Genomic DNA, 24,616 nt, shown 5'->3' with positions numbered 1-24,616 from the left:
TCTCTTACTTGAAATACAATTCCTCCTTGTATACCTAAAGACTAAATTTTATAAATATTCAGAAACTTATACTTATTTTAGACAATCCATGCATTCATGCAAAGATTTTTCGATAGACATTTTTCGGCAATTTCTCCTAAATTTTTAATATACTTTTTCAAAATAAAGTGACACCTTACTTATTTTTTCCTCATTAAGACAAAAGCAGTGCTTAACGCACTACTTTTGTCTTTTTTTCCTTTTCTAAATTACGAGCTGTTTCGCTTAACTCAACATCTTTTCCATCTTTAAGTGTTCCAAATATAAAATCGAATACTGGATTTGAAACACCGAACCAAAACTTTTCGTTTTTATAATGGTGTAATATATGTTGTTTTTTTAGCCATCTTCCAAACTTAGTGACGGGACGAATCGGTCTATGGGCAATATAATGTTTCCATTCGTAAACGAGCAGCATGATAATCATTCCGATTCCAAATGAAAGTGTAATAGTAACACTTTTTGTAATACCATATGCTATAAGCAAATAAATAGTAAAACTAGGTATACTAAACCATACAGGTAAAAACAAAAGTTTTAAATCATCTGGATATACGTGGTGATCATAATGCAACCTTCTTAACATTTTTAATAGAAATGTGTTTTTAGGTGGCTTTATATGGAATAAAAAACGATGTGTCATATATTCATTAAGTGTATAGAAAACAATCCCAAACATACATGCTAACATGCCAAACCACGTAAAAAATTGCATTTTTAAAATAATAATGAAAACAAATAGAATGCTATACATAATAACGATATCATGTTGTAAAAAGAACTCTTTTCCCACTTTCTTCATCTTGTTTCCCCCTTTTCCAAAAAAACAGCCGCAACATATCGTTACGACTATTTCTTTTCTATTCTTATTCTATTCACTTTACAAATTTGCCTGCTGTTCTATTGTCGAGAAAAAATTGTTTGGTCCAAATATATTTTGCTTCGGAATAATATGTTCCACTGCAAACACTGTTACTTCTCCTCTTTGCACTTCTCCAATAATGAGCCCAAATATTTCATGATTTACTGCAAACGTCGGTTGCTTTGTTTGTAACAATCTTGCAGCATTATGAAATACCGCTTCATATAGTGGATTTCTATCAGTAATTTCTTTTCGGATTTTTGGCGCTAACGTAATTATAATTTCTTTTCCGTCAATAGTGGTTCGATACATAAAAATCTCCCCTTCAATCTTATGTGAACAACTGTAAAGCTTTGTATGCAAAATGTATAGAGTAACCTACTAAAATAATACCTGCTCCGGCTGTTATGTAGCCAAGCGCTTTTGGTTTTAATAAAGTTCTTCCAAAATGTACAGAAAAAGCAATATTTAAATTCCATAAAATAATACCAACAATAATGCAAAGACTGTACAAAAAAGCTTCTTGTTTCGTTACCTTCGTAAGTAATGAGCTAAGTGTACTTCCGTATATACCAAACCAAAAAACAAGATTTAATGGATTGGATATCGCAATTAAAAATCCTGCCATAAACGATTGCTTAAGGCCACCTACCTCTTCTTTTTTATATTCCATATTCGAGTCGAAAATTCCTTGTTTTACACTTTGAAATCCTAAATAAAATAACAAGAAAAAACCCGTACAATACATGAAGGCTTGTACATATGTATACATAAACACAGAAGATAAACCGAAATAAATGAGAAGCATAAATAAAACATCTGCAGTCATTCCACCAATTCCAACAACCCAAGCGTGCCAAAACCCACGTTCAATTCCTCGTTTTAACATTTCAATATTAATCGGCCCTACTGGCGCAGCTAATGATATACCTAATACGATTTGCTGTATAATTGCTCCAAACATCGCTCTATCCTTTCTACTCTCTTTACTACTAGTTAATGATGTAATTTGAAAAAATAGACTAGCTTTCATAATAAAATACCCTTTTTTATCCAAAATATACAAAAGAGCCATCTAGGTGATGGCTCTTACTTTTCTATCCTATGAAGAAAAGGACATTTCCCTTTTATTGGCTCTACATCGTCTCCTATGAAATATTGTTTCCATTCACGATGCTCTGGGTCACCATAATGACTAATGTTAGGATGTTTCGGCAATTGATCCCACTTTTCAACTCGCTCACGAACCATTTGTCTTGAATATGCTCCTTTAGGACGATCTCCCTCTAATCCATCAAAAATAGTGCGTGGCTGAAACCCAATAACGAGAGAATTCCCTAAATGTCTAGTTTTTCGTTGTTTATAAGCTGGCGCATTTCCAAATGCGAATATTGGCTCACCACCAAATGAAAATTCCCATAAATAATGGTCTGGATCTTCAGGAATTTGCTTTGGCCATGCTTGATTATCGTTTTCATGTAAATACTGTAACACTTTCCAAAAGGAATCACGGTAATATTCGAGTGGCTGTTCTTCACATTCCGGTTCTACAAAAAGGAAAAAGCCCCTTCTTACAATCGGCCTCTCTTTCATTAACTCTAAAAAAGATAACATTGTATGTGGCAAATGACTCCAATCATTATGAGAAAGAAATGAATAACGAAGTTCATTCTTTTTCAAAGCTGTTAAACCGAAATAACATGGAAAAGTTGGTTCTAACACAACATTTGAAAAAATCTCAAATTCTTTTGCAACCCAATCCGGTATGTCGGTTCTCGTTCTCATTCCTTCATTATCTAATAAGTAAGACTTATTCATTCTTTCACCTCATTATGTATAGCATTCAATTAAGAATATTATATACTCAGCCTGTCCTATACCTATTTAAAAATTTGACTGAAAAATTATTTAAAAATACAAAAAAATAAAATCGCTTACTTGACTAAATTCTCCCAATTCGTGTATATTTAAATTAATCATTTAGCAGAATATTCAAGAATATAGCATTTTTAGTTTATATTATTTTTTTAAAATGAATTTCACTAAATGAAAATAGTAAACGCTTTTAGGAGGAATTGTAACATGCAAGGAAAAGTAAAATGGTTTAACAACGAAAAAGGTTTTGGATTTATCGAAATGGAAGGCGCTGACGATGTATTCGTACATTTCTCTGCTATTCAAGGCGACGGCTACAAAGCTTTAGAAGAAGGTCAAGAAGTATCTTTCGACATTACTGAAGGTAACCGCGGACCTCAAGCTGCTAACGTAGTAAAACTTTAATCCAACATATAACAGGAGGTTACCTTACTTGGTAACCTCCTTTGTTATTCCTTTGTATATTTCCGTTTTACAGAGCAAAAACTATGTGAAATGCGCACTATACAAAGGAGGAATTATTAATGGGATCAGAAGTAAATGATTTTGAAGAAGTGAAATTCCGTGTAGAAACAGCACAAAAAATGGTAGGATCAGCAACAATTTCAATGGATCCAGATACATTAGAACATGCTACTACTGCTGTAGAAGCAGCTCGCTCTCAGCTTGAAATTATGAAATCTGTTGCAACTGATTTAGATGAGCCATTTTTAATGAATGAGGAAAAAAAATTAAATAAATGTGAGCATCAACTAAACGAAGCAAGACACTAAAAAACATCCAGAGAATTTTCTCTGGATGTTTTTTCATGACAACTGTTCCCCATACTTTTTCAATGTTTCTCCCACTGTACATTGCCTTATACAAAATGAATGAGCGTAATACTTACTATTTGTCTTTCGATTATGTTCTCGCAAAAAACATCCTTCACAATACGTTTCTAATAAGTCATTTACCTCTGTAATGAGTTGCTTTTTATCCACCTTTGCACCTCTCTATTCGGTTATTTCTTTATGACTATCAATACTTGTTCCTTCTAATGCTTGCGTAGCTAATTGATGTGCTTCTTTATTTTGTTTTCTAGATATCGGCTCACATATAAGTTTTAATTTCATTTGCTTCGCCTTTTGCTCAATTTGGTCTAAATAATGATTTAAATGTTCATCATAACAAGGCCATTCTCCGGCTAATTGCTGCAGTACCACTTGTGAGTCTCCGCGAAGTGTAACTGCTTCATACTTAATCCCTAGTTCCTCGAGTATATTCATACCGTATAATAATGATGCATATTCCGCTTCATTATTATCATATATACCTTCTATATATGCATTGCGGCGAATGCGGTAGTTTGTATTTCCTTTTTTATAATACACACATATACCAACGCCAGCTTCTTTCGTTTGCACATCATACCCCCCATCAAAATAAACGAGTATTTCTTGGGGCTCTTCCTCTACTTGCTTACTTAACTTTTTCATCTCTTTTAATGACCATTCTGCGTCCATTTCATCGTAAAATAAAAGTTCCTTAGCTCTTCCTGTTTTCTCAAAATCCTCTGCAAATTGAAGTACTTCTTCTATGTTCATATACTCTGTTGTTAATTCCGTCTGCAATCCACGCTTCGTTTTATACAACCAATGAATTTTATATTTCATACTACATTCCCCTTATGTAAGACTTCTTATATATATCCGGCTAATTGAAGCCTCACTTTATTTTATTATATTTTATCTAGAGTCACAGCATTATATTCAATATGATTACATACAAAAAGAGCTATCCCTATAGGAATAGCTCTTTCATCTATTACATAAATCTTTCAAATTGTACTCGCTTATTAATCCAGTACATTACAGGCATACCGATCGCCATGACAACAAATTCACCAATTGCACAAGTTAACCAAGACAACATAAATGGTAAACCCAATGCAAGATGAAGTTCAATTGCAATCATAAACATTGTAATTGTAAAGATAACTGTATTAAAAATCATACGAGCCCAAACACCTTTAATAAATCGCATAGAAATAATCGTTGCAACTAACGCAAGAATAGATTGCCCTACTCCAAATACTAAATCGTAAGCGATCATAGGTGAGAAAAAGAGATTCGTTAAAAATACACCTAATACAATTCCGTAAATTGCTTTCTTGTTAAATACAACGAGATGATTAAACATCTCTGAAATACGAAATTGTACATTCGTAAAGCCAAATGGCTGAATAAGCATAGAAACAGCAATATATAATGCCGCTAAAATACCATTACCGACTAAAGTTCTAATATTCATGACAAAATCTCCTTAGTTTTTTTACGTGGGATGGTTTCGAACCACGTTATTCGTTTTTTAAGCAACAAGATTATATTTTACGTGGTAGCCCCTCTTTCGTCAATAGATTCCTATCATAAACTACCTTTTTCCTTTTAGACAACGTATAATGAAACATATGAAAGATTTAGGAGGTTTCACTTCATGACAGCAACAATTCAAAATGAAAAAGTGATCGTTTCCATTTCTGACAAAGGTGCAGAATTACAGAGCGTTCGCTTAAAAGAAGACAACACAGAATATTTATGGCAAGGTGATTCTACTTATTGGGGACGCCGTGCACCAATTTTGTTCCCAATTGTCGGCCGATTAGTAGATAATACATACTACGTAGACGGTAAACCATATTCATTAACACAACACGGTTTCGCTCGTGATCTTACTTTCTCTGTGAAAGAACAAAGCGAAACAAAAATCACTTATATCGTTACTAGTAATGAAGAAACATTAAAAAAATACCCATACGAATTCGAATTACTCGTTTCTTATGAGCTAAATGGACAAAGCGTTCATATAACATATGAAGTAAACAATCCTACTTCAAAAGAGATGTTCTTCTCAATCGGAGCACATCCTGGATTCAACTTCCCTTTATTGGACGGTGAATCATTTACAGATTATCACTTATCGTTTAATGGTTCGGAACGCTTAGAAACAAGCGTATTAGAAGGACCTTATCTTTCAAACAAAAAGCAATTAATCGCTGAAAATACGACTGAATTGCCACTTACATATGATTTATTCAAAAATGATGCACTTATTTTTGAACATATGAATACGAATGAAATTTCGATTCGTTCTCATAAACATAATAAATTTGTAAAAGTAGAATTTGATGGATTCCCATTTGTTGGCGTATGGACACCAGGGGATAACGCACCTTTCTTATGTATTGAACCTTGGTATGGCATCGCTGATGAAGTAAATCCAGCAAAAGATTTCAAGAACAAAAAGGGAATTCAATCTTTACAAGCGAATGAAACATTTACATGTCGTTACAGCATCACAATCGGATAACTACTCTATCCCCTACTTCAAAAAAATATTTAAGTAGGGGATCATCTTATAATTTGGAGGTTTCTCATTTTGATTGAAGTATATATTGATGGTGCATCAAAAGGAAATCCTGGTCCTTCTGGTGCAGGAGTGTTTATTAAAGGCGTTCAGCCACCTGTACAATTATCAGTACCACTTGGAACAATGTCCAATCATGAAGCAGAATACCGCGCTTTACTTTTAGCATTAAAATATTGCATCGAGCATAATTATAGCACTGTCTCTTTTCGTACAGATTCGCAGCTTGTTGAGCGGGCTGTTGAAAAGGAATACGCAAAAAATAAAATATTTGCACCTCTTTTAGATGAAGCACTGCAGTACATAAAAAACTTCGATCTCTTTTTTATTAAGTGGATTCCAAGTAGTCAAAATAAAGTAGCTGATGAATTAGCTAGAAAAGCTATCTTACAAAATTAACGGGGGTATGAGTGTGAAAAAAGAGTGGATTGCTCCTCTTGCTTTATTATTTGTCTCTTTTATTTGGGGAGCTACGTTTGTTGTCGTTCAAAACGCTATGTCTTTCGTTGGTCCATTTACGTTTAATGGTATTCGCTTTTTATTCGCTGGAATTATTTTATTATTCGTTCAAATTATTTTCTCACAGAAAACTTCAAAACAAGAATTAAAACATAGTAGTTTAGCTGGATTAATGGTTGGGTTCTTCTTATTTGTCGGCTATTTATTACAAACATTTGGCTTACTTTATACAACTTCTTCAAAAGCAGGTTTCTTAACTGGGCTAAGCATTGTTATGGTCCCAATCTTATCATTTATCTTTTTAAAACAAAAAGCCACCATTTTCATCGTACTTGGTATTGCTGTAGCTACAACAGGTTTGTACTTATTAACAGCTGCTGATTCTTTCCAATTAAATATAGGAGATATACTTGTTCTTGGTTGTGCAGTCGCTTTCGCTGCCCATATTCTTATTAACGGCTTCTTTTCTAAAAAAATATCACCTTTATTATTAAGCACATCTCAAGTATTAGCTGTTGGTATATTTTCTTCTATTTGCGCTTTCTTGTTTGAAGATTGGGAAAATTTATTTTCAGTATCACTATGGACGAATCAATCCTTTTTATTCGCACTCTTTCTAACTGCCCTGTTTGCAACATCTATTGCTTTTTTCATTCAAACATCGGCACAAAAACACACTTCTCCAACGAGAGTAGCAATTATTTTCGCAATGGAGCCCGTTTTTGCTGCATTAACAGGCGTTCTCGTTGCAAATGAACAACTTTCTATTTCTGCTATTATCGGATGTCTATGTATTTTTCTAGGCATGATTTTTGTTGAATTACCTTCCAAAACAAAAAAAGAAGCGCAGGCTGCGTGAAGTTACGCTTGTAACTTCCGCATAAAAGCCTTAGCGCTTTTTTTATCTGTAATTTCTTCCTCTTTCAATCGTTCTAATAACGCAACGAAATAACTACCATCAAACTGCAATTGATGTTTAATTGTGGCTTCTATTGCTGCGTTCACAATCCCATCAGACGCACCAGTATATCCTTGTCCAAACATAATAAACCCTTGTGCTTCCTCTGATAATTTAAATCCTTTCGTATGTAAGAATGAAAGATAATCTTCTACTGTTTGCATGTTATTCCCACCTACTCAAAAATTCTCCATCTCCTATCATACATGTTTTTACACGCTATGAGAATGAAATTTCTTTGACAACTTTGTAAATCAATCTTCTACTTCTCTTACAATGGAGGACTTTCTAACAATCTGAAGGAATATGTACAGTGGAACTTATTTCATATTAAAGGGGAGACACGATGAAACAAGCACTATTAATTATTGACGCTCAGCAAGAATTAATTGATGGAAATGAGCAAGAAAATGAAGTTTTTCGTAAAACCGAGCTATTATCTACACTAAATATAGCCCTGCAGAAAGCAATAGATTCAAATGCTCTTATTGTTTTCGTAAGAGATATCGATGTTGCTTCTGGTAGTGGCGAAGGATTTGAAGTACATAATCAAATTCAAGTACCCCAGTCTGCAATCTTTATTAATAAAGCAGCAACCAATTCATTCTACGGCACTTCTTTACTTGAACTTTTAAAAGAAGAAAACATTAATCATATTGTTATAGGCGGATGTAAAACAGAACATTGCATTGACACTGCCGTTAGGACAGCAACTGTACAAGGATTTGACGTTACATTAATTAAAAACGGGCATTCAACAACTGATTCTAACGTATTGTCTGCAGAGCAAATTATTGGTCATCACAATAAAACTTTACACGGTCATTATAACGTTGATCATTTTTCTATGGTGAGAGATATCGAGGAAGACCTCTTTCAGCCGACTCATGATCAATATCGTGATTAGCGAAAAAGAATCCTTCATTCAGAAGGATTCTTTTTCACCCAAAAATTTGTGCTGCAATGCTATATAACTCATTATTCCTTTTTAATAATTGACCGCTATTTTTCATCATAATTGGTGGTGTATTCACCTTTTTAAAACCAGCAATCTCTAATACTTTCATGAAATCTTTCTTTCCTTCTAGTACATCAATTCTTAATTTACCATTATGCCCTTTTGCTAAATCATGTACAATTCTCATTGCCATCTCATCATTTTTAGCAACAACCGGCCCTATTATCTTATTTTCTGGTGTTTGTATGCTTAAACCGTAACCTAATACATTTTGTTCCTTGTCCTTTACAACGATACACTGTTCACTTTGCATAATTCTTTTCTTTAAAAACTCTTTTCTATTTGTTCCAAACGCATATTCATCTATTTTTATTATTTTTTCTAAATCACCCTCTTCATAATTCATCACATAATCTTCATTTCTTACACAATAATGTTTCGCATTGTATGAGTTACATATGTATTTAGAAACATAACTTACTGCCCTAAATCCTAACTTTTCATATAAAGGTTTCCCTTCATCCGTAGCAATAAGCATAATTGGAGTATGAGCTGATACGCTTTTAACGCACGCTTCCGTTATTATCTTTCCAATCCCTCTCCCCTTATAATCTGGATGTACAATCACCATTCCGATAGATGCTAATTTCTCCCCATATAATATTATTGCTGCGCTAGCAATTAGTTCCTCTTTCTCATTCCAAACACCGTATACAATCCCTGCGTTAAAAATAGTCTCAATTTCTTCTCTGTTATAATCCCAACCAATATAAGAAGATAGCGCTACAATGTCGCTTATTTGTTCTTTCCGAAGACGCTCCACTCTAATTTCCAATTCAATCATACTCCATCCCCTTATCTAGACATTTAAATCATTATTACGAAATCAACTTGTACATGTTTCCCTTTATTTGTCACACACATATGTTATTTTGACCAAGACTATATTGTAAATGAGGTGACAACATGCCCATTACGAATCGATTTTCTACCACCACTAACGGCGCACTCGCTATTACAGGTAATACTTTAGGCTTAAGTAAAATCAGCAATCAAAACCGTGCTGGTACAATCGGGGCAATTGGTGCATTCGCAACTACGAATACTGCTTTACAAGTAACTACTTTTCCTGCTGGTACAACATTAAACTATACACAAAATAGTTCTACCGCTATTTTAAATATCCCTGCTGGTAGTACTATTCTTTACGCAGAACTCGTTTGGGGTGGAAACTATTTATCTCGTGATCAAAACATTACGAGTGTATTAGGAAACCCAGTTTCTTTTACAACACCTGTTTCAACATACTCGATTACTCCTTCAGCTGTTACGGCTTCAAATCAAACTTTCGTTTCAAACTCTATTACATTTGGCTTTTACACTCGTTCAGCAGACGTAACAACTCTTATTCAAGCGGGAGGTGCTGGTTCCTATACTACAGGAGCGGTTCCTGGACTTGTAGATCCTATAGATGCTTCTAATGGAACAATTAATTCGGCTGGATGGACGCTTATCGTCGCTTATCAAAACGGGACATTGCCAGCAAGAAACTTAACCATTTATGTAGCTGGTAACCGTGTTTCTGCAGAAACTGGTAGTGCCGATGTATCTGTTTCTGGATTTTTAACACCTTCAGGAGGACCAGTAAGTGGGAGATTATTTTTAAGTTCTACCGAAGGAGATGCAGATTTAACCGGGGATCAAGCTTTATTTGGACCAAATTTCAGTTCATTAAATGCTTTATCTGGACCAAATAATGCCATAAATAATTTCTTCGGTTCTCAAGTTAATAATGCTGCAGGAAACTTAGATACAACTGGGACATTTGGAACGCGAAATCAAAGTGCTTCTACAGGTACAAACATTTCCGCAGGAAGACAGGGCTGGGATATTACTTCTATTGATATTTCTCCTTATTTAACAAACTCACAAGTATCCGCTGCAATCCGTTTAACTACTAACGGAGATGCATATATGTTAAATACAGTCGGCTTACAAATTAATATAAACTCCCCAAATATACAAGCAACGAAAAGCGTAAATAAAAGTGTTGCTGCAATTGGAGATATTCTCACTTATACAGTTACTATCCCTAACACCGGGCTTCTTCCTGCCAATAACGCTATTTTTATAGATAGTCTCCCTAATGGTACTTCTTTTATACCCGGCACTGTAACAGTAGATAACGTACCACAAACAAATGCAAATCCTGCGGCTGGTATATCTCTTGGAACAATTAATAATGGTGCTTCTCGTATAGTAACTTTCCAAGCTACTGTCGTTTCTCTTCCAAGTCAAAATCCTATCTCTAACACTGCTAATATTACATTTCAATATACACCAATCGCCGGAGGAACAACTTTTAATGGTCTTGCAACAAGTAACTCTGCTGGAACACAAATTAACCTTGCAGATATTAATGGAACAAAATCAGTTAACAAACTTTTTACCGATATTGGTGAAACATTAACTTACAGTATTGCCTTAGCTAATATAGGAAATATCGCTGCAACGAATGTGATATATACGGATCCGATTCCTAGCGGGACTACTTTCATTCCAGGGAGTGTAACTGTGAACGGAGTTACTCAAGCTGGCGCAAATCCCGCTAATGGTATAACAATTGGTTCAATTGCCGCAAATTCCACTACTACTATTTCATTCCAAGTGCTCGTTCCTTCTATCCCTCAAACAAACCCAATATTAAATAGTGGAACAACAACATATCAATACATTCCTGTACCTAATCAACCAGCAGTAAGTGGGACTGATACGACAAATATTGTCTCCACTCAAGTGAATAATGCTACTGTAACAATGACGAAAGCAGTAGATAAAAATTTTGCAGATATTGGTGATACACTAACGTACACCGTTTCCTTTACAGGTACAGGTAATACAAATGCGAACAATGTTATTTTTACAGATGTCATCCCTACTGGAACAACTTTCGTTCTAAACAGTTTAACAATAGATGGCACGACACAAGTGGGTGCAAATCCCGCTACCGGCGTGAACATTGGATCCATAACAAGCGGCACAACAAAAAATGTTGCATTTCAAGTAGTAGTAAACACAATACCCACGTCAAATGTCGTATCTAACGGATCAAGCGCTTCTTATCAATACACTGTCAATCCTAGCCAATCACCTGTTACAAAAAATATTTCTTCGAATCTCGTTTCCACTCAAATTAACAATGCGAATGTAACATTAACAAAATCAACAAATAAACAATTTGCTACAATTGGCGAAACAATAAGTTATACAATCCTTATTACAAACAGTGGAAATACAGCCGCTAATAACGTGCAACTAACAGATCCACTTCCAAACGGAACGATATTGACTCCTGGTACTGTAACACTAAACGGAGTTTTACAAAATGTAGATTCTCTCGTTGCTTTACCTATCGGCACAATTCCTGGTGGGGCTACTGTTACCCTTTCTTTCCAAGTAACAGTCATCAATATTACGACCCAAAATCCTATCATTAATAACGCCTTCGCTTCTTATCTATATACTGTAAATCCAAGTTTGCCACCGACTTCAAAAACAGCAAATTCTAATTCTGTTACATCAACAATTAGACTAGCAAATCTCCGTGCTAATAAATCTGTAGATAAAACGTTTGCGGAAGTTGGCGATGTATTAACTTACACCTTCGCTCTTACGAACGATGGGAATGTTGCAGCAAACAATGTATTACTATCTGATTCAATTGCGAATGGAACCGCCTTTGTCCCAAACAGCGTTATAGTTAACAGTGTTACTCAGCCAGGCGTTACACCAGCTAGCATCAATATTGGTAGCATCAATGCTAATACTACAATTACAGCTTCATTCCAAGTAGTAATAACTAGCATTCCAAATCCAAACCCTATTTCAAATAGCGCTTCCATCTCCTATAACTTTATCGTTGATCCAAACGCTTCACCTGTAAGTAAGAACACTACTTCAACTACTACATTTACTCAAGTAAACGATGCAAATGTCATTTCAGCCAAAACAGTGGACCGAGCGTTCGCTACCGTAGGGGATATATTAACTTATACTGTTACTTTGACGAATGCAGGAAGTGTTTCTGCTGATAGTCCTACTTTCGTAGATACGAATCCAGACGGTACTACCTTTATCCCAAACACTTTTCTTATTAATGGTGTACTCCAAAATAACGCAGATCCAAATATAGGTGTTCCACTACCTTCCATTGCTGCTAATGGCTCACTTACTGTCTCTTATCAAGTAACCGTCACCTCTTTACCAACACAAAACCCAACATTAAATTCATCTAGTACACAGTATAGCTTTATTCTAAATCCGGGCGATCCACCAACTATAGAAACATCTGTAAGTAATACTGTAAGTACACAAATTAATTTAGCAAATGTAGTGATTGTCAAAGAAGTAGATTTAACTATCGCCGATGTCGGGCAACCAATCACATATACAATTTCTTTAGCTAATCTTGGCAATACTACAGCAAATAATGTTATTGTTACCGATATAATCCCTAATGGCTCCACTATCGTACCAAATAGTATTTTTATAGGTGGTACTTTACAACAAAGTGCAGACCCTAGTACCGGTCTTCAAGTCGGCTCCATTCCTTCAGGTGGTTTTACAACGATTGTTTTTCAAATAAGTGCAAATGGGCTACCTTCACCAAACCCAATTCAAAACATTGCTTCACTTCAATATAGCTTTATCGCTGATCCAAACTTACCTGCTCTCGTTAGAAACACTGCTAGCAATATAGTAACTACACAAATTAATACTGCTAATATCGTTGCTACAAAACTCACAAGCACAAACTTCGCTGATGTTGGTGATGTCATACTATATGCAACTATTTTAACAAATAACGGGAATATCTCTGCTGCTAATGTAACGTTTACAGATATCATTCCAGCGGGTACCCTCTTCATTCCTAATACTGTAACGATTAATAATGTCCCTGTAGCTAACGCAAATCCTGCCACTGGCATTTCAATTGGTACGATAGGAGCGAATTCATCACGCACCGTTGCATTTCAAGTTTTTGTACCAACTATCCCTGCTGTAAACCCAATTACAAATCAATCAAGCACAACATTCCAATATACGTATGATCCATCCAAACCTGCTGTGATGCAGATGGTTGCTTCTAACACTGTACAGACAACTATTAATAACGCCTCAATTGCCGCTACTAAATCTGCAGATAAACAGTTTGCTAACGTAAATGATATTATTACGTACACGACTACTTTAACGAATAACGGGAACACACTTGCATCAAATGTAATATTTACAGATGTAATTCCAAACGGAACATCGTTTATTCCTAATAGTGTTACTGTAAATGGGAATACACTGCCTAATGTCAATCCAGCAAGCGGAATTGCAATCGACCCAATAAATCCGAATGCAAATACAATCATCTCATTCCAAGTACAAGTAAATTCTATCCCGAATCCAAATCCAATCCCGAACCAAAATAATACAACGTACCAGTATGTCGTAGATCCTAACTTACCTCCAGCATCCGCCAATACGTTAAGTAACGTAATAACAACTCAAATTAATAACGCTACTATTGTCGCTACTAAGTCTGTGAATACACCGACAGCTGCAATTGGTGATATTGTTACTTATACGATTGCAGTAACAAATACAGGTAATATCCCTGCTAGTGCAACTGTTTTAACAGATGGGCTTGGCGCAGGAGCTTCATTTATCCAAAACTCCGTAACGATCAATAATGTTCCACAACTAGGATTAGATCCATCACTTGGTGTTCACTTGGCAGATATTTCGCCAGGAGATACTGTATTCATTACTTTTCAAGCACAAATTTTAGCGATACCACCTAGTGGCACATTAACAAATAATGCTCTTGTAAATTATGAATATACCGTAAATCCAAACCAATCTCCTGCTGTTGGTAGCACTGTAACAAATACAACAGTTACACCAATTATTGACGCTACTTTAGTAATAAATAAAAGCGCTAGTACAACTTTCGCTACAATTGGTGATACAATTACATTCACTTCAGCTGTTACAAACAACGGAAATACTACTGCGAACAACATTATTTTTACTGATACAATTCCAAACGGTACTACCTTTATCCCAAATAGCTTTAAGATAAATGGTGTAACCGTTCCGAATGCAAATCCACAAAACGGTATCAATATTGGTAACTTAAATTCAAATGCATCTGCTACACTCAGTTTTCAAGTAAACATTACAACACTTCCAAACCCTAATCCAATCCCGAATAAATCATCGCTTCAATATAGCTTTATTGTAGATATAAATGAACCGCCAGTTTCACGAACAGTTCAATCTAATAAAACCTTTACACAAGTAAATACTGCTTCTGTTATCGCAACAAAAACTGCAAGCAGTGCTTTTGCTGCTGTTGGAGATACAATTACGTATACAACTACCCTCACCAATAGCGGAAATACTGCCGCAAACACACCTGTTTTTATCGATATATTACCACCTGAACTTTCATTCGTTCCTGATAGCGTACAAATTAATACCATCCCACAACTTGGATTTAGACCAGATAGCGGGATTTCTTTAGACTCAATTCCAGTTGGAGGAACGACAACAATTAGCTTTCAAGCTATCGTTGGCTCAATACCAGTTACAAATCCAGCTTTGAACCAGTCTAGCACGACATACTCGATCATTGTTGATCCTACCCAGCCGCCGGTGACAGAAACAGCTACAAGTAATCCAACTTTAGTTCAAATTAACGAAGCGATTATTCAAGCAACGAAAAGTGTGGATCGGCTATTTTCTGACATAGCACCTGGAAATTCATTTTTAACGTATACAGTTTTATTAGAAAATGTAGGAAACACAACTGCTACGAATATCATTTTTACAGATCCGATTCCAAATAACACAGTATTTATAGAAGATAGCGTTCGAGTAGGCGGAGTTTTATTACCTGGAGTAAATCCAGCTAACGGGATACCAATTGGAGATATTATTGCAGGAGATTTTATAAATGTTACCTTCCGTGTGCAAGTAGTTAGCATTCCAAATCCAATTTTCACAATTGGACCAGGCGGACCAAACTCACCGGTTGTAAACGGCGCTTCTATTGATTATAAATTTATGACAGGACCTAATTTACCACTTGTTTCACGAAATACGACATCTAATTCTGTTTCGACACAAATAAATTCTGGGGAAATTGTGGCAATCAAATCTGTAGATAAAACTTTCGCAACGATTGGTGATACAATTTCTTATACAATTACATTAAGTAACCCTGGAAATGTCACTTCACAAAATATAATTTTCACGGATACTTTACCTGATGGGACGACATTCATATCTGGCACTCTTACAAACGATTCTGGTACACAGCAAATCGGAAATCCATCTAACGGGATTCAGATTGGAAATATAAACCCAAATGGAACGGCCGTGATTACTCTCAACGTACTTGTTACAAACATTCCAAGTATAAATCCAATTTCTAATTTTAGTTCTGTACAATTTGCACATGTAGTTGATCCTAGCCAACCTGCCGTAACACAAACGAACGTATCTAATGCTGTTTCGACAACAATTAATAGTGCAATATTAACGACCCAAAAAAGCGTTGATAAATCTATCATTTCTGTTGGAGATACGATTACGTATACAACAACTATTACAAATACAGGAAATACGACTGCAACGAATATTACTTTCACGAGCGCAATTCCAGCTAACACTACCTTTATACCAAACTCAGTCAAAATAAATGGGGTTCAGCAATCTGGTGCGCAACCAGCACTTGGAGTAACTATACCAAATATCGCTCCTGGTGAAACAGTAACCGTTACTTTCCAAGCAAATGTTCTTTCTGTTCCCCCTTCAAGTTCGATTATGGGTAATGACACAATTTTATATTCTTATACTGTCGATCCAAACGGAACTCCTATTACAACTTCTACTTCAACGAATATTGTTACAAACCCGGTACTAGATGCTATGATAACGATGGTAAAATCGGTCGATCAAACAATTGTAACACTAGGTGATACCATTACCTATACAACCATTCTAACGAATAATGGCAATACAAATGCAACGAATATTACTTTCACTGATCTTATTCCAGACGGCACAACGTTCATTCCGAATAGTGTCACAATCAATGGCAGTACACACATCGAACTCGATCCTAATACAGGTATAACAATCGGATCAATTGCTCCTAACAACTCAATATCTATCGCATTTCAAGTTACTGCTACTTCTACACCAAACCAAAATCCTGTAGCCAATTCCGCTACTGCTTCTTACACATTTATCGCTGATCCAAATGCACCGATCGTTTCAAGAAACGTTACTTCAAACACAGTGTTTACTACGATTAATACAGCTAACATTCTTTCATTAAAACAAGTCGATAAATCCTTTAGTCGTATTGGAGACACACTCACTTATACTGTCGTTTTAACAAACAATGGAAACTCATCTGCACAAAATGTTATATTTACAGATACAGTGCCAAGCGTCACTACATTTATTGCAAACACATTTTCTATTAATGGAGTTCCTCAAAGTGGGGCGGATCCATCGAACGGTGTGAATATTGGGACAATAACAGCCGGGACTACAGTAACAGTTTCGTTCCAAGTTACTGTAACATCATTACCAACCCAAAACCCAATTGTAAATTTCTCATCAACATCGTATCAATTAGTCTCACCGCCTGATGCAGAAACTTCAATTAGTAATCCTGTTTCAACCCAAATTAACGAAGCAATATTGTCTATGACGAAAAATGAAAGTGTATCCTTTGCAGATATCGGGCAAACTGCTTTTTATACTACTTCTATTACCAATGTAGGCAATACCGATGCAACTAATATTGTATTCACAGATGCATTACCAAGTGGACTCACATTTGTTCCTAACACATTAACTATCGATGGCGTTTTACAACCTAACGCGGATCCAAATACAGGTGTATTACTTGCAACACTTCCACCAAATGAAATATATAGTATCGTCTTTCAAGTTACAGTAAACAATATTCCCCCTAGTAACCCAGCACCAAATACAGCATCAACGACGTATGAATTTACTGTTGATCCTGTTAATCCTCCCGTTTCAAGTGCAGCTACTTCCAACACTACACTCCTTCAAATAAACAACGCAACTATTATTAGCACCAAAACAGCAGATCTTACTTTTGCGGATGTTGGTAATACAATAACATTTACACTTAACCTTCCTAATACCGGAAATGTGACCGCAACTGATGTAACTATTATCGATATTCTTGATAGCAATTTAAGTTTCGTTCCAAATAGTTTCACAGCTAATGGGCAAATCATTCCAAACGCCGATTTATCAACTGGTGTAAATATTGGTTCCATTAATGCTGGTAATACGGCAATCGTTACATTCCAAGCAACTGTTATTACACTTCCAACACTTAATCCCATTTCTAACTCTGCTTCTACCACATATCATTATGTCGTTGATCCTAGCCAGCCACTTATTACAACTTCCAATCAATCTAATACAACGACAACACAAATTAATAGCGCTATCCTTACTGCACAAAAAAATTCAAATGTATCTACGGTAGATATCGGGCAGGATATTACCTACACCGTTACAATTACAAATAGCGGAAATGTAAGTGCAACGAATGTTATTTTTACCGACCTTATTCCAGACGGAACTTCCTTTGAACCGAATAGCTTTACACTGAACGGAACTAGCATCCCAAATGCAGATATCATTACAGGCGTTCCAATCGGTGATATCGCGCCAAACGAATCTGTCATCGTAGCATTTAACATTATCGCCAATGAAATTCCGCCTATAAATCCAATTACTAATCAAGCTAGCGTTAGCTTTCAACATATCGTTAATCCAGCTAATCCCCCAGTTTCAAAAAACATTATTTCTAACAACGTTACAACAAAAATTGAAAGTGCTATTTTAAATACTATTAAAATAGGAGATAAAACTTTTGCAACGATTGGTGATACGATTACGTATACAACGACTATTACGAACACAGGCAATATTCCTGCTAACAACGCTATATTCTCAGACCCTTTACCATCGTGGACACAATTTGTTGCAGGATCAGTTATTGTTGATGGCACTCCATTACCATCCGCTTCGATTATTAACGGTGTTGGCATAAATACAATCAATCCAAATCAAACTGTTACAATCATATTCCAAGTACAAATCGTAAGTAATCCAACAACGTTCACACCTGAACTCCAAAACTTAGGATTTGTTAACTTCCAATATAACGTAGGCAATGCATTACTGGCTCAACCTGGAAATGTGGAAACGAATGTCTTCGTTACTTCTATTAATACAGCAATACTTTCAGCTGTAAAAACTGCTAATACAGCCTTTGCAAATATTGGAGATACGATCACTTATACAGTTTTGATTCAAAATAGTGGCAATACAAACGCTACGAATGTAAATTTCTCAGACCCAGTTCCAGCAGGAACAACCTTTGTTGAAAATAGTTTTGCTGTAAATGGAAGTACCATTCCAGGTGCAAATCCAAATAACGGAGTGAATATCGGAACAATTAGCTCGGATAGTTCCTTAACCGTTACTTTCCAAGTCATAGTTACATCAACTCCACCTTCAAATCCGATTACAAACGTAGCATCTATTCAATACACATTCATCGTTGATCCGGCCTCTCCTCCTGTTACAGGCACGATAAATTCTAATAGCGCTTCAACACAAATTAATAACGCGACTGTTACAACTGTTTTACAAGCAAATCGTTCAATTGTGTCTATCGGGGATGTAATTACGTATACAGCAACATTAACGAATACTGGAAACTTCCCTGCAAACTCTGTATTACTCATTAACGGAGTTCCTGAAGGAGCATTATTTGTTCCAAATAGTGTTACGCTCAACGGGATTTCACTTCCAGATGCAAGTCCAACTCTCGGTATTCCCGTTGGTATTATCGCACCAGGTGATTCCGCTACTATTACGTTCCAATTTCTTGCAAGTTCTATTCCACCACAAGGAGCAATTATAAATCAAGCACTTACAAGTTACACGTATATTGTCGATCCAAGTCAACCTCCTGTTACAGCAACATCCTCGTCTAATACGGTTAATACAGCTGTTGTTGATGCATCATTATCCGTAATTAAAAGTACAGATTCTCTCGTACAATCTACTGACGGTACAATCACTTACACAGTAGTCGTTCAAAATAACGGAAATACTACTGCAAATACAGTTACTTTAACAGATTTGGTCCCCGAAGGAACTGCCTTTATTCCGAATAGCGTAACTATTAATAGCGTTTCCGTTCCAGATGCTGATCCTAACGTAGGAATACCATTAAACTCCATCACACCGTCAGAAATCGTCACTGTAACATTCCAGGTTATCGTTCAATCTATTCCAAGCGTAAACCCAATTTCTAATACAGCCCGTATTGACTATACTTTTATCGCCGATCCAACTGCTCCTATCATCTCTCGAACAATTACGTCTAATCCTGCTTTCACACAAATTTCGGATGCGACTATCCTTTCTTTAAAAGCAGTCAATGCACAGCAAGCAACAACAGGTGATATTTTGACTTACACAATAACACTAGAAAATACAGGAAATATTCCAGCTACTAATCTCATATTTTCAGATACGATCCCCCAAGATACTACATTCGTAGAAAATAGTTTTACACTTAACGGAACAACTATACTTGATGCCAATCCAAATGTAGGTGTTACTTTACCTACTTTAGCAGCAAACGCTACTCACCTTATTTCGTTCCAAATTCTTATTAACGATTCATTCTCCCAAGAATCGATTACAAATCAATCCAATACAACATATACAATCCAACCAGACCCAGGGCAACCGCCTATTACTGAAACATCTACTAGTAATATCGTTATTACAAATTTCGTGCAAGCACAATTGGCAATTACAAAAACATCCAATCCAACAACTGTAGATATCGGTGGAACTATACTTTATATTTCTGAAGTGAAAAATATCGGTAATGTTGACGCAATAAATATTAATTTCACAGATTCTATCCCTGCTGGGACTACATTCGTTCCCGATAGTGTCACAATTAATGGTGTCCTTCAGCCAGGTGTAAATCCTGAAAACGGAATACCGATTGGAACAATTCCAGCAAACAGTTCCAAAACGATACTATTTCAAGTGCAAACAAATAATCCACCGAATGAAACTGAAATTGTAAATCAATCTTCAGCAACTTACCAATATGTAAGTATTCCTACAGCCCCACCAGTAAATCGCTCTGCAAATTCTAACATTGTTACAACATCACTTCAAAATGCAAATATTATTTCTGTTAAAAGTGCGGATGTAAATTTCGTATCAATCGGGCAAATGATTACCTACACAAATACACTTCAAAATATAGGAACCGTTCCGGCTAACAATATCGTGTTCATTGATAACATTCCAGAAGATACTATATTCATTGAAGATAGCTTAGCAATAAATAATGTAATTCAGCCTGGCGTGAATCCTGAAAACGGAGTAACTCTCGGCACGATACAACCAAATGAAACAGTCACTATTTCATTCCAAGTACAACTTACAAATATACCAGAGGGCAATACAGTCATTAATATTTCAGACACTTCGTACGAATACCAAATTGACCCTAGTTCTCCAATTATTCAGCGTAGATCGTTATCAAATGCAGTAAATACTGAAGTGCGAACGGCAAATGTTAGTGCAATTAAATCCGCTAACAGATCCATTACACGTATCGGTCAAATCATCACATATACAGTCGCAGTTACAAACGCCGGTACAATACCTATTACAAATACTCTCCTACTTGACGCAATTGCTTCTGGCACCACATTCGTTCCAAATAGCATTCTTGTAGATGGCGTACCAAGACCTAACGAAAATCCAATTACCGGTATCAATCTTGATATAATTCTTCCAAATAATACGATTATTGTTACGTTCCAAGTAAGCGTAGTTTCTATACCGCCACAAAATAACATTAATAATATCGCCGTCATTCACTATGAGTATCGACCAGACCCAAGCACACCACCAATTTCAGAAACGACCTCTTCCAATGCTACAAACATACAATTTATTGATGCTATTCTTATTGCTACAAAATCTGCTAATACTGTATTAGCTACTATTGATGAAACCATTGAATATACAGTATTCATTCAAAATAATGGATCGGCTACAACTAACTCCATCTTTTTTACAGATACTATAGCAGATGGAACAGTATTTATTCCAGGAAGTGTAATAGTTAATAATACTGTACTTCCTGCAGCAGATCCGAATATCGGCTTTTCCATTCCTAATGTCGCAGCAGGTCAAATGGCTACAATAACATTCCAAGTTTCCGTTACGAATTTACCTACTGTAAATCCAACACCTAATACTGCAAACATCGCCTACGACTTTATTTTCAATCCTGACTTTGCACCAATTCAAAAATCTACTACTTCCAATACTACTTTCGTTCAAATTAATGATGCTGATATCGTTTCACTTAAAACTGTTGATTTAACCTCTGTAACGATTGGTGACATTTTAACTTATACAACAACTTTAACGAATACAGGGAATACGGATGCCACTGCTGTTGTATTTACAGACAATATACCTGATGGAACAACCTTTATTGATGGTAGCGTTTTAGTAAATAACATTCCTCAGCTTAACGCCAACCCAAGTGTAGGTATACTTGTGGGAACGATTGCTCCTAACATTTCTATCCCAGTCACATTTTCTGTTACCGTCGTAGCTCTTCCTGCTAGCGGTCATGTTCAAAATCAATCAACTTCTCGTTATACAATAAACGTGGAAGAACAAATATCGACTAGCAATATTACCTTCACTGAAGTTATTTCCGCTAATGTAATTGCGACAAAAACAACACCTATCCAATATGCTGACTTACAAACTATCATCCCTTATACAATTTCCATCATAAATAACGGAAATATACAAGTCGAAAACATTATTGTTACAGATATTATCCCAGCAAATACGAGCTTTATAGAGAATAGTGTTATCGTGAACGGCAACGCTCGGCCAAATGACAATCCTCTTAACGGTATACAAATTGATACCATTCCACCTAATACGACAGCAACTATTCTATTCCAAGTAAGGGTTACTTCGATTCCACAAACAAATCCAATCTCTAACACGAGTACAATTGAATATGAATACACGTTACCAGATCGACCACCTATTACCGAAACTATTATTTCATCAGCTGCCGCAACAGAAATTAATCACGCAAATTTGAATAGTAATAAAGCTGTTGACCTTGCATTTGCAACGGTTGGTGATACGTTAACGTATACGATTACACTAAATCAAACCGGTAATGTTGCAGTAAATGATGTAATCATTCAAGATATTATTCCTCAAGGTACTACGTTTATAGAAAATAGCGTCATTGTAAACGGAGAAACTCTTCCAGGAGTGAATCCAGTAAGCGGCATACCAATTGGTACTATAACTATTGGTGAAGATGCTATCGTTTCATTCCAAGTAACTGTGACTTCTATTCCAACACCAAATGAACTAAACAACAACGCAATTACTACTTTTAACTATATAGTCAACCCAAATAACGTACCTGTTACAAATACGACTACAACAAACACCGTCACAACTACTGTCCAAAATGATAATGTCATTGCGATAAAAGCTGTTGATTTCACAAGTGCCTTACCCGGTCAAACTTTAACGTATACCATCACGATTACTAATAATGGTAATATCATTATCGAAGACCTTCTTTTAGTAGACACAGCACCAGCAGATACGACATTTGTTATTGGTAGTGTTACGATTAACGGAATCAATCAACCTAATGCGAATCCGGAAAATGGTATTACGTTAGGAAATCTTGCTCCAAATGAATCTGTTATTATTACATTCCAAGTGACAATTTCTTCTTCTACTCTTCAATCTACAATCAATAACGATGCTACTATTTCCTATACGCCTATTGTCGGTCCAATCCAACCACCTATTACGATTACAAAGCAAATAAATACAGTTTCAAAGCAAACAAATACCGTTACAACGACAGTCGTTGATCCGATGGTTGACATTGAAAAAACAGCTGACAAATCTATTGTCGTTATAGGAGATATCATTACATTCACATTAGCGGTATTTAATCACTCCCCAATTCCGACAATCAGTACTTCTGTTATAGACAGCATTCCAGCTGGTACAACATTTATAGAAAACAGCGTAACAATTAACGGTACTCCCGTTACAAATGTTCGTCCAGACACTGGTATTAATATCGGCTCTTTACCTGCAGATTCAGTAGCAACTATAACATTTCAAGTTCTCGTAACTTCTATTCCTTCAAACAGTACAATTATAAATTCTGCAACAGTTACCGCTGCCTTTCAATTGACACCACAGGATCCAATTATTACTTTCATTGTTAATTCAAATATTGTTCGTATACCAATTCAATTTATAACTGCAACAGTCACGAAAAATGCTTCCGTCAGCTCAGCTTATTTAAATCAATATTTTGATTACACGGTACGTATTACAAATACTTCCAAAATTTCACTCTCAAATATTTCTTTACAAGATACCATTCCAGCAGGTTTACAATTTATAAACGGCACTGTCTTTATTAACGGTGAACGCTCTCCACTAGCGAATCCGAATATCGGTTTCCTAGTTGCCACTAATTTGGAACCAAACGAAACAATTATCGTATTATTCACAGTACAAGTAATAAGTCCACCTGTTAATAATGAATTTAAAAATACGGCCAATATTTCGTTACAACTTCAAGTCTCGCCTACCGACCCACCAATTACAGTAACCGTTACAAGTAACGAAAACATCGTCACTTTTGTTCCAGAAAATCCAGATGAAACACTTCCAAATTTAAATTGCTTCTTTGACGGTGAACGCTTCATTCGCATTACTCCTCGAAATGTACGAAATTACCTTTGGACTTGGATTTGGTGGAAGTAATTGAAACAAAAAAGAGATTGTAGTTTGGTTGAAACCAAAT

Annotated in this window: 16 protein-coding genes and 1 riboswitch; of the genes, 7 read left to right on the top strand and 9 right to left on the bottom strand. The window is 35.9% G+C overall.

All coding sequences use genetic code 11. The annotated features are described in order from the left end of the window. Nucleotides 1–211: 211 nt before the first annotated feature. The 4 genes from DN401_RS02290 to DN401_RS02275 form a co-directional block, all read right to left on the bottom strand. Complete coding sequence (locus DN401_RS02290) at nucleotides 212–841, bottom strand: sterol desaturase family protein (RefSeq protein ID WP_000755401.1); 630 nt, start codon at nucleotides 839–841, stop codon at nucleotides 212–214. A gap of 78 nt (nucleotides 842–919) precedes the next feature. Further along, entirely contained in the window at nucleotides 920–1,213 is a 294-nt protein-coding gene (locus tag DN401_RS02285) for a hypothetical protein (RefSeq protein WP_000286361.1), read from the bottom strand. Between the two features lie 19 nt (nucleotides 1,214–1,232). Further along, nucleotides 1,233–1,976: a LysE family transporter gene (locus tag DN401_RS02280; protein WP_001196841.1), complete on the bottom strand. Its 744-nt coding sequence runs from the start codon at nucleotides 1,974–1,976 to the stop codon at nucleotides 1,233–1,235. Between the two features lie 14 nt (nucleotides 1,977–1,990). Continuing rightward, nucleotides 1,991–2,719, bottom strand: coding sequence for a YqcI/YcgG family protein (locus DN401_RS02275; RefSeq protein WP_001043767.1), 729 nt, complete (start codon nucleotides 2,717–2,719; stop codon nucleotides 1,991–1,993). 264 nt (nucleotides 2,720–2,983) lie between these two features. Here DN401_RS02275 and cspB point away from each other — a divergent pair, with 264 nt between their 5' ends. After that, entirely contained in the window at nucleotides 2,984–3,181 is a 198-nt protein-coding gene (cspB, locus tag DN401_RS02270) for a cold shock-like protein CspB (protein WP_001161731.1), read from the top strand. A 119-nt stretch (nucleotides 3,182–3,300) separates the two neighbouring features. Beyond that, a complete protein-coding gene (locus DN401_RS02265; protein WP_000534392.1) occupies nucleotides 3,301–3,549 on the top strand; it encodes a DUF2564 family protein in 249 nt (82 codons plus the stop codon). Between the two features lie 33 nt (nucleotides 3,550–3,582). On the opposite strand, the gene DN401_RS02260 is transcribed toward DN401_RS02265, so the two are convergent. The 3 genes from DN401_RS02260 to DN401_RS02250 all read right to left on the bottom strand — a co-directional run bounded on the left by DN401_RS02260 (nucleotide 3,583) and on the right by DN401_RS02250 (nucleotide 5,068). Beyond that, nucleotides 3,583–3,759, bottom strand: coding sequence for a zinc-finger domain-containing protein (locus DN401_RS02260; RefSeq protein WP_000358801.1), 177 nt, complete (start codon nucleotides 3,757–3,759; stop codon nucleotides 3,583–3,585). A gap of 12 nt (nucleotides 3,760–3,771) precedes the next feature. Beyond that, nucleotides 3,772–4,431 carry a ribonuclease H family protein gene (locus tag DN401_RS02255; protein WP_000875547.1) on the bottom strand — a complete coding sequence of 220 codons (660 nt, stop codon included), beginning with the start codon at nucleotides 4,429–4,431 and terminating at the stop codon, nucleotides 3,772–3,774. A gap of 151 nt (nucleotides 4,432–4,582) precedes the next feature. Beyond that, entirely contained in the window at nucleotides 4,583–5,068 is a 486-nt protein-coding gene (locus DN401_RS02250; protein WP_001026474.1) for a QueT transporter family protein, read from the bottom strand. A gap of 6 nt (nucleotides 5,069–5,074) precedes the next feature. Beyond that, nucleotides 5,075–5,119: riboswitch (PreQ1 riboswitch) on the bottom strand. 132 nt (nucleotides 5,120–5,251) lie between these two features. On the opposite strand from DN401_RS02250, the gene DN401_RS02245 reads away from it, so the two are divergent. From DN401_RS02245 to DN401_RS02235, 3 genes are all read left to right on the top strand, one after another. Then, a complete protein-coding gene (locus DN401_RS02245) occupies nucleotides 5,252–6,124 on the top strand; it encodes an aldose 1-epimerase family protein (RefSeq protein WP_000127417.1) in 873 nt (290 codons plus the stop codon). A gap of 69 nt (nucleotides 6,125–6,193) precedes the next feature. Beyond that, the gene (locus DN401_RS02240; protein ID WP_000573880.1) at nucleotides 6,194–6,580 is read left to right on the top strand and encodes a reverse transcriptase-like protein; all 387 of its coding nucleotides are present in this window, start codon (nucleotides 6,194–6,196) and stop codon (nucleotides 6,578–6,580) included. A gap of 13 nt (nucleotides 6,581–6,593) precedes the next feature. Further along, nucleotides 6,594–7,499, top strand: coding sequence for a DMT family transporter (locus DN401_RS02235; RefSeq protein WP_149287489.1), 906 nt, complete (start codon nucleotides 6,594–6,596; stop codon nucleotides 7,497–7,499). Nucleotides 7,500–7,501: 2 nt separating this feature from the next. Here the strand turns inward: DN401_RS02235 and DN401_RS02230 are convergent, their stop codons facing one another. Further along, nucleotides 7,502–7,762: a DUF6123 family protein gene (locus DN401_RS02230; RefSeq protein ID WP_001195212.1), complete on the bottom strand. Its 261-nt coding sequence runs from the start codon at nucleotides 7,760–7,762 to the stop codon at nucleotides 7,502–7,504. A gap of 182 nt (nucleotides 7,763–7,944) precedes the next feature. Between DN401_RS02230 and DN401_RS02225 the strand changes: the two genes are divergently transcribed. Further along, nucleotides 7,945–8,505 (top strand): cysteine hydrolase family protein, encoded by a 561-nt coding sequence (locus DN401_RS02225; protein WP_000806320.1) that lies wholly within the window; start codon nucleotides 7,945–7,947, stop codon nucleotides 8,503–8,505. 34 nt (nucleotides 8,506–8,539) lie between these two features. On the opposite strand, the gene DN401_RS02220 is transcribed toward DN401_RS02225, so the two are convergent. After that, a complete protein-coding gene (locus DN401_RS02220; protein WP_000571023.1) occupies nucleotides 8,540–9,400 on the bottom strand; it encodes a GNAT family N-acetyltransferase in 861 nt (286 codons plus the stop codon). Between the two features lie 122 nt (nucleotides 9,401–9,522). Here DN401_RS02220 and DN401_RS02215 point away from each other — a divergent pair, with 122 nt between their 5' ends. Next, nucleotides 9,523–24,576, top strand: coding sequence for a DUF7507 domain-containing protein (locus DN401_RS02215; protein WP_149287488.1), 15,054 nt, complete (start codon nucleotides 9,523–9,525; stop codon nucleotides 24,574–24,576). Nucleotides 24,577–24,616 lie beyond the last annotated feature (40 nt).

The organism is Bacillus sp. BF2-3, from assembly GCF_008368795.1.
GTDB classification, from domain to species: Bacteria; Bacillota; Bacilli; order Bacillales; family Bacillaceae_G; genus Bacillus_A; species Bacillus_A cereus.
This window is presented reverse-complemented; position numbering and strand designations above follow the sequence as displayed.

Excerpts from the sequence above, each read along its gene's own strand:
- DN401_RS02290 (WP_000755401.1), bottom strand. The coding sequence starts at position 841 with ATGAAGAAAGTGGGAAAAGAGTTCTTTTTACAACATGATATCGTTATT.
- DN401_RS02285 (WP_000286361.1), bottom strand. The coding sequence starts at position 1,213 with ATGTATCGAACCACTATTGACGGAAAAGAAATTATAATTACGTTAGCG.
- DN401_RS02280 (WP_001196841.1), bottom strand. The coding sequence starts at position 1,976 with ATGGCTCTTTTGTATATTTTGGATAAAAAAGGGTATTTTATTATGAAA.
- DN401_RS02275 (WP_001043767.1), bottom strand. The coding sequence starts at position 2,719 with ATGAATAAGTCTTACTTATTAGATAATGAAGGAATGAGAACGAGAACC.
- cspB (WP_001161731.1), top strand. The coding sequence starts at position 2,984 with ATGCAAGGAAAAGTAAAATGGTTTAACAACGAAAAAGGTTTTGGATTT.
- DN401_RS02265 (WP_000534392.1), top strand. The coding sequence starts at position 3,301 with ATGGGATCAGAAGTAAATGATTTTGAAGAAGTGAAATTCCGTGTAGAA.
- DN401_RS02255 (WP_000875547.1), bottom strand. The coding sequence starts at position 4,431 with ATGAAATATAAAATTCATTGGTTGTATAAAACGAAGCGTGGATTGCAG.
- DN401_RS02250 (WP_001026474.1), bottom strand. The coding sequence starts at position 5,068 with ATGAATATTAGAACTTTAGTCGGTAATGGTATTTTAGCGGCATTATAT.
- DN401_RS02245 (WP_000127417.1), top strand. The coding sequence starts at position 5,252 with ATGACAGCAACAATTCAAAATGAAAAAGTGATCGTTTCCATTTCTGAC.
- DN401_RS02230 (WP_001195212.1), bottom strand. The coding sequence starts at position 7,762 with ATGCAAACAGTAGAAGATTATCTTTCATTCTTACATACGAAAGGATTT.
- DN401_RS02225 (WP_000806320.1), top strand. The coding sequence starts at position 7,945 with ATGAAACAAGCACTATTAATTATTGACGCTCAGCAAGAATTAATTGAT.
- DN401_RS02220 (WP_000571023.1), bottom strand. The coding sequence starts at position 9,400 with ATGATTGAATTGGAAATTAGAGTGGAGCGTCTTCGGAAAGAACAAATA.
- DN401_RS02215 (WP_149287488.1), top strand. The coding sequence starts at position 9,523 with ATGCCCATTACGAATCGATTTTCTACCACCACTAACGGCGCACTCGCT.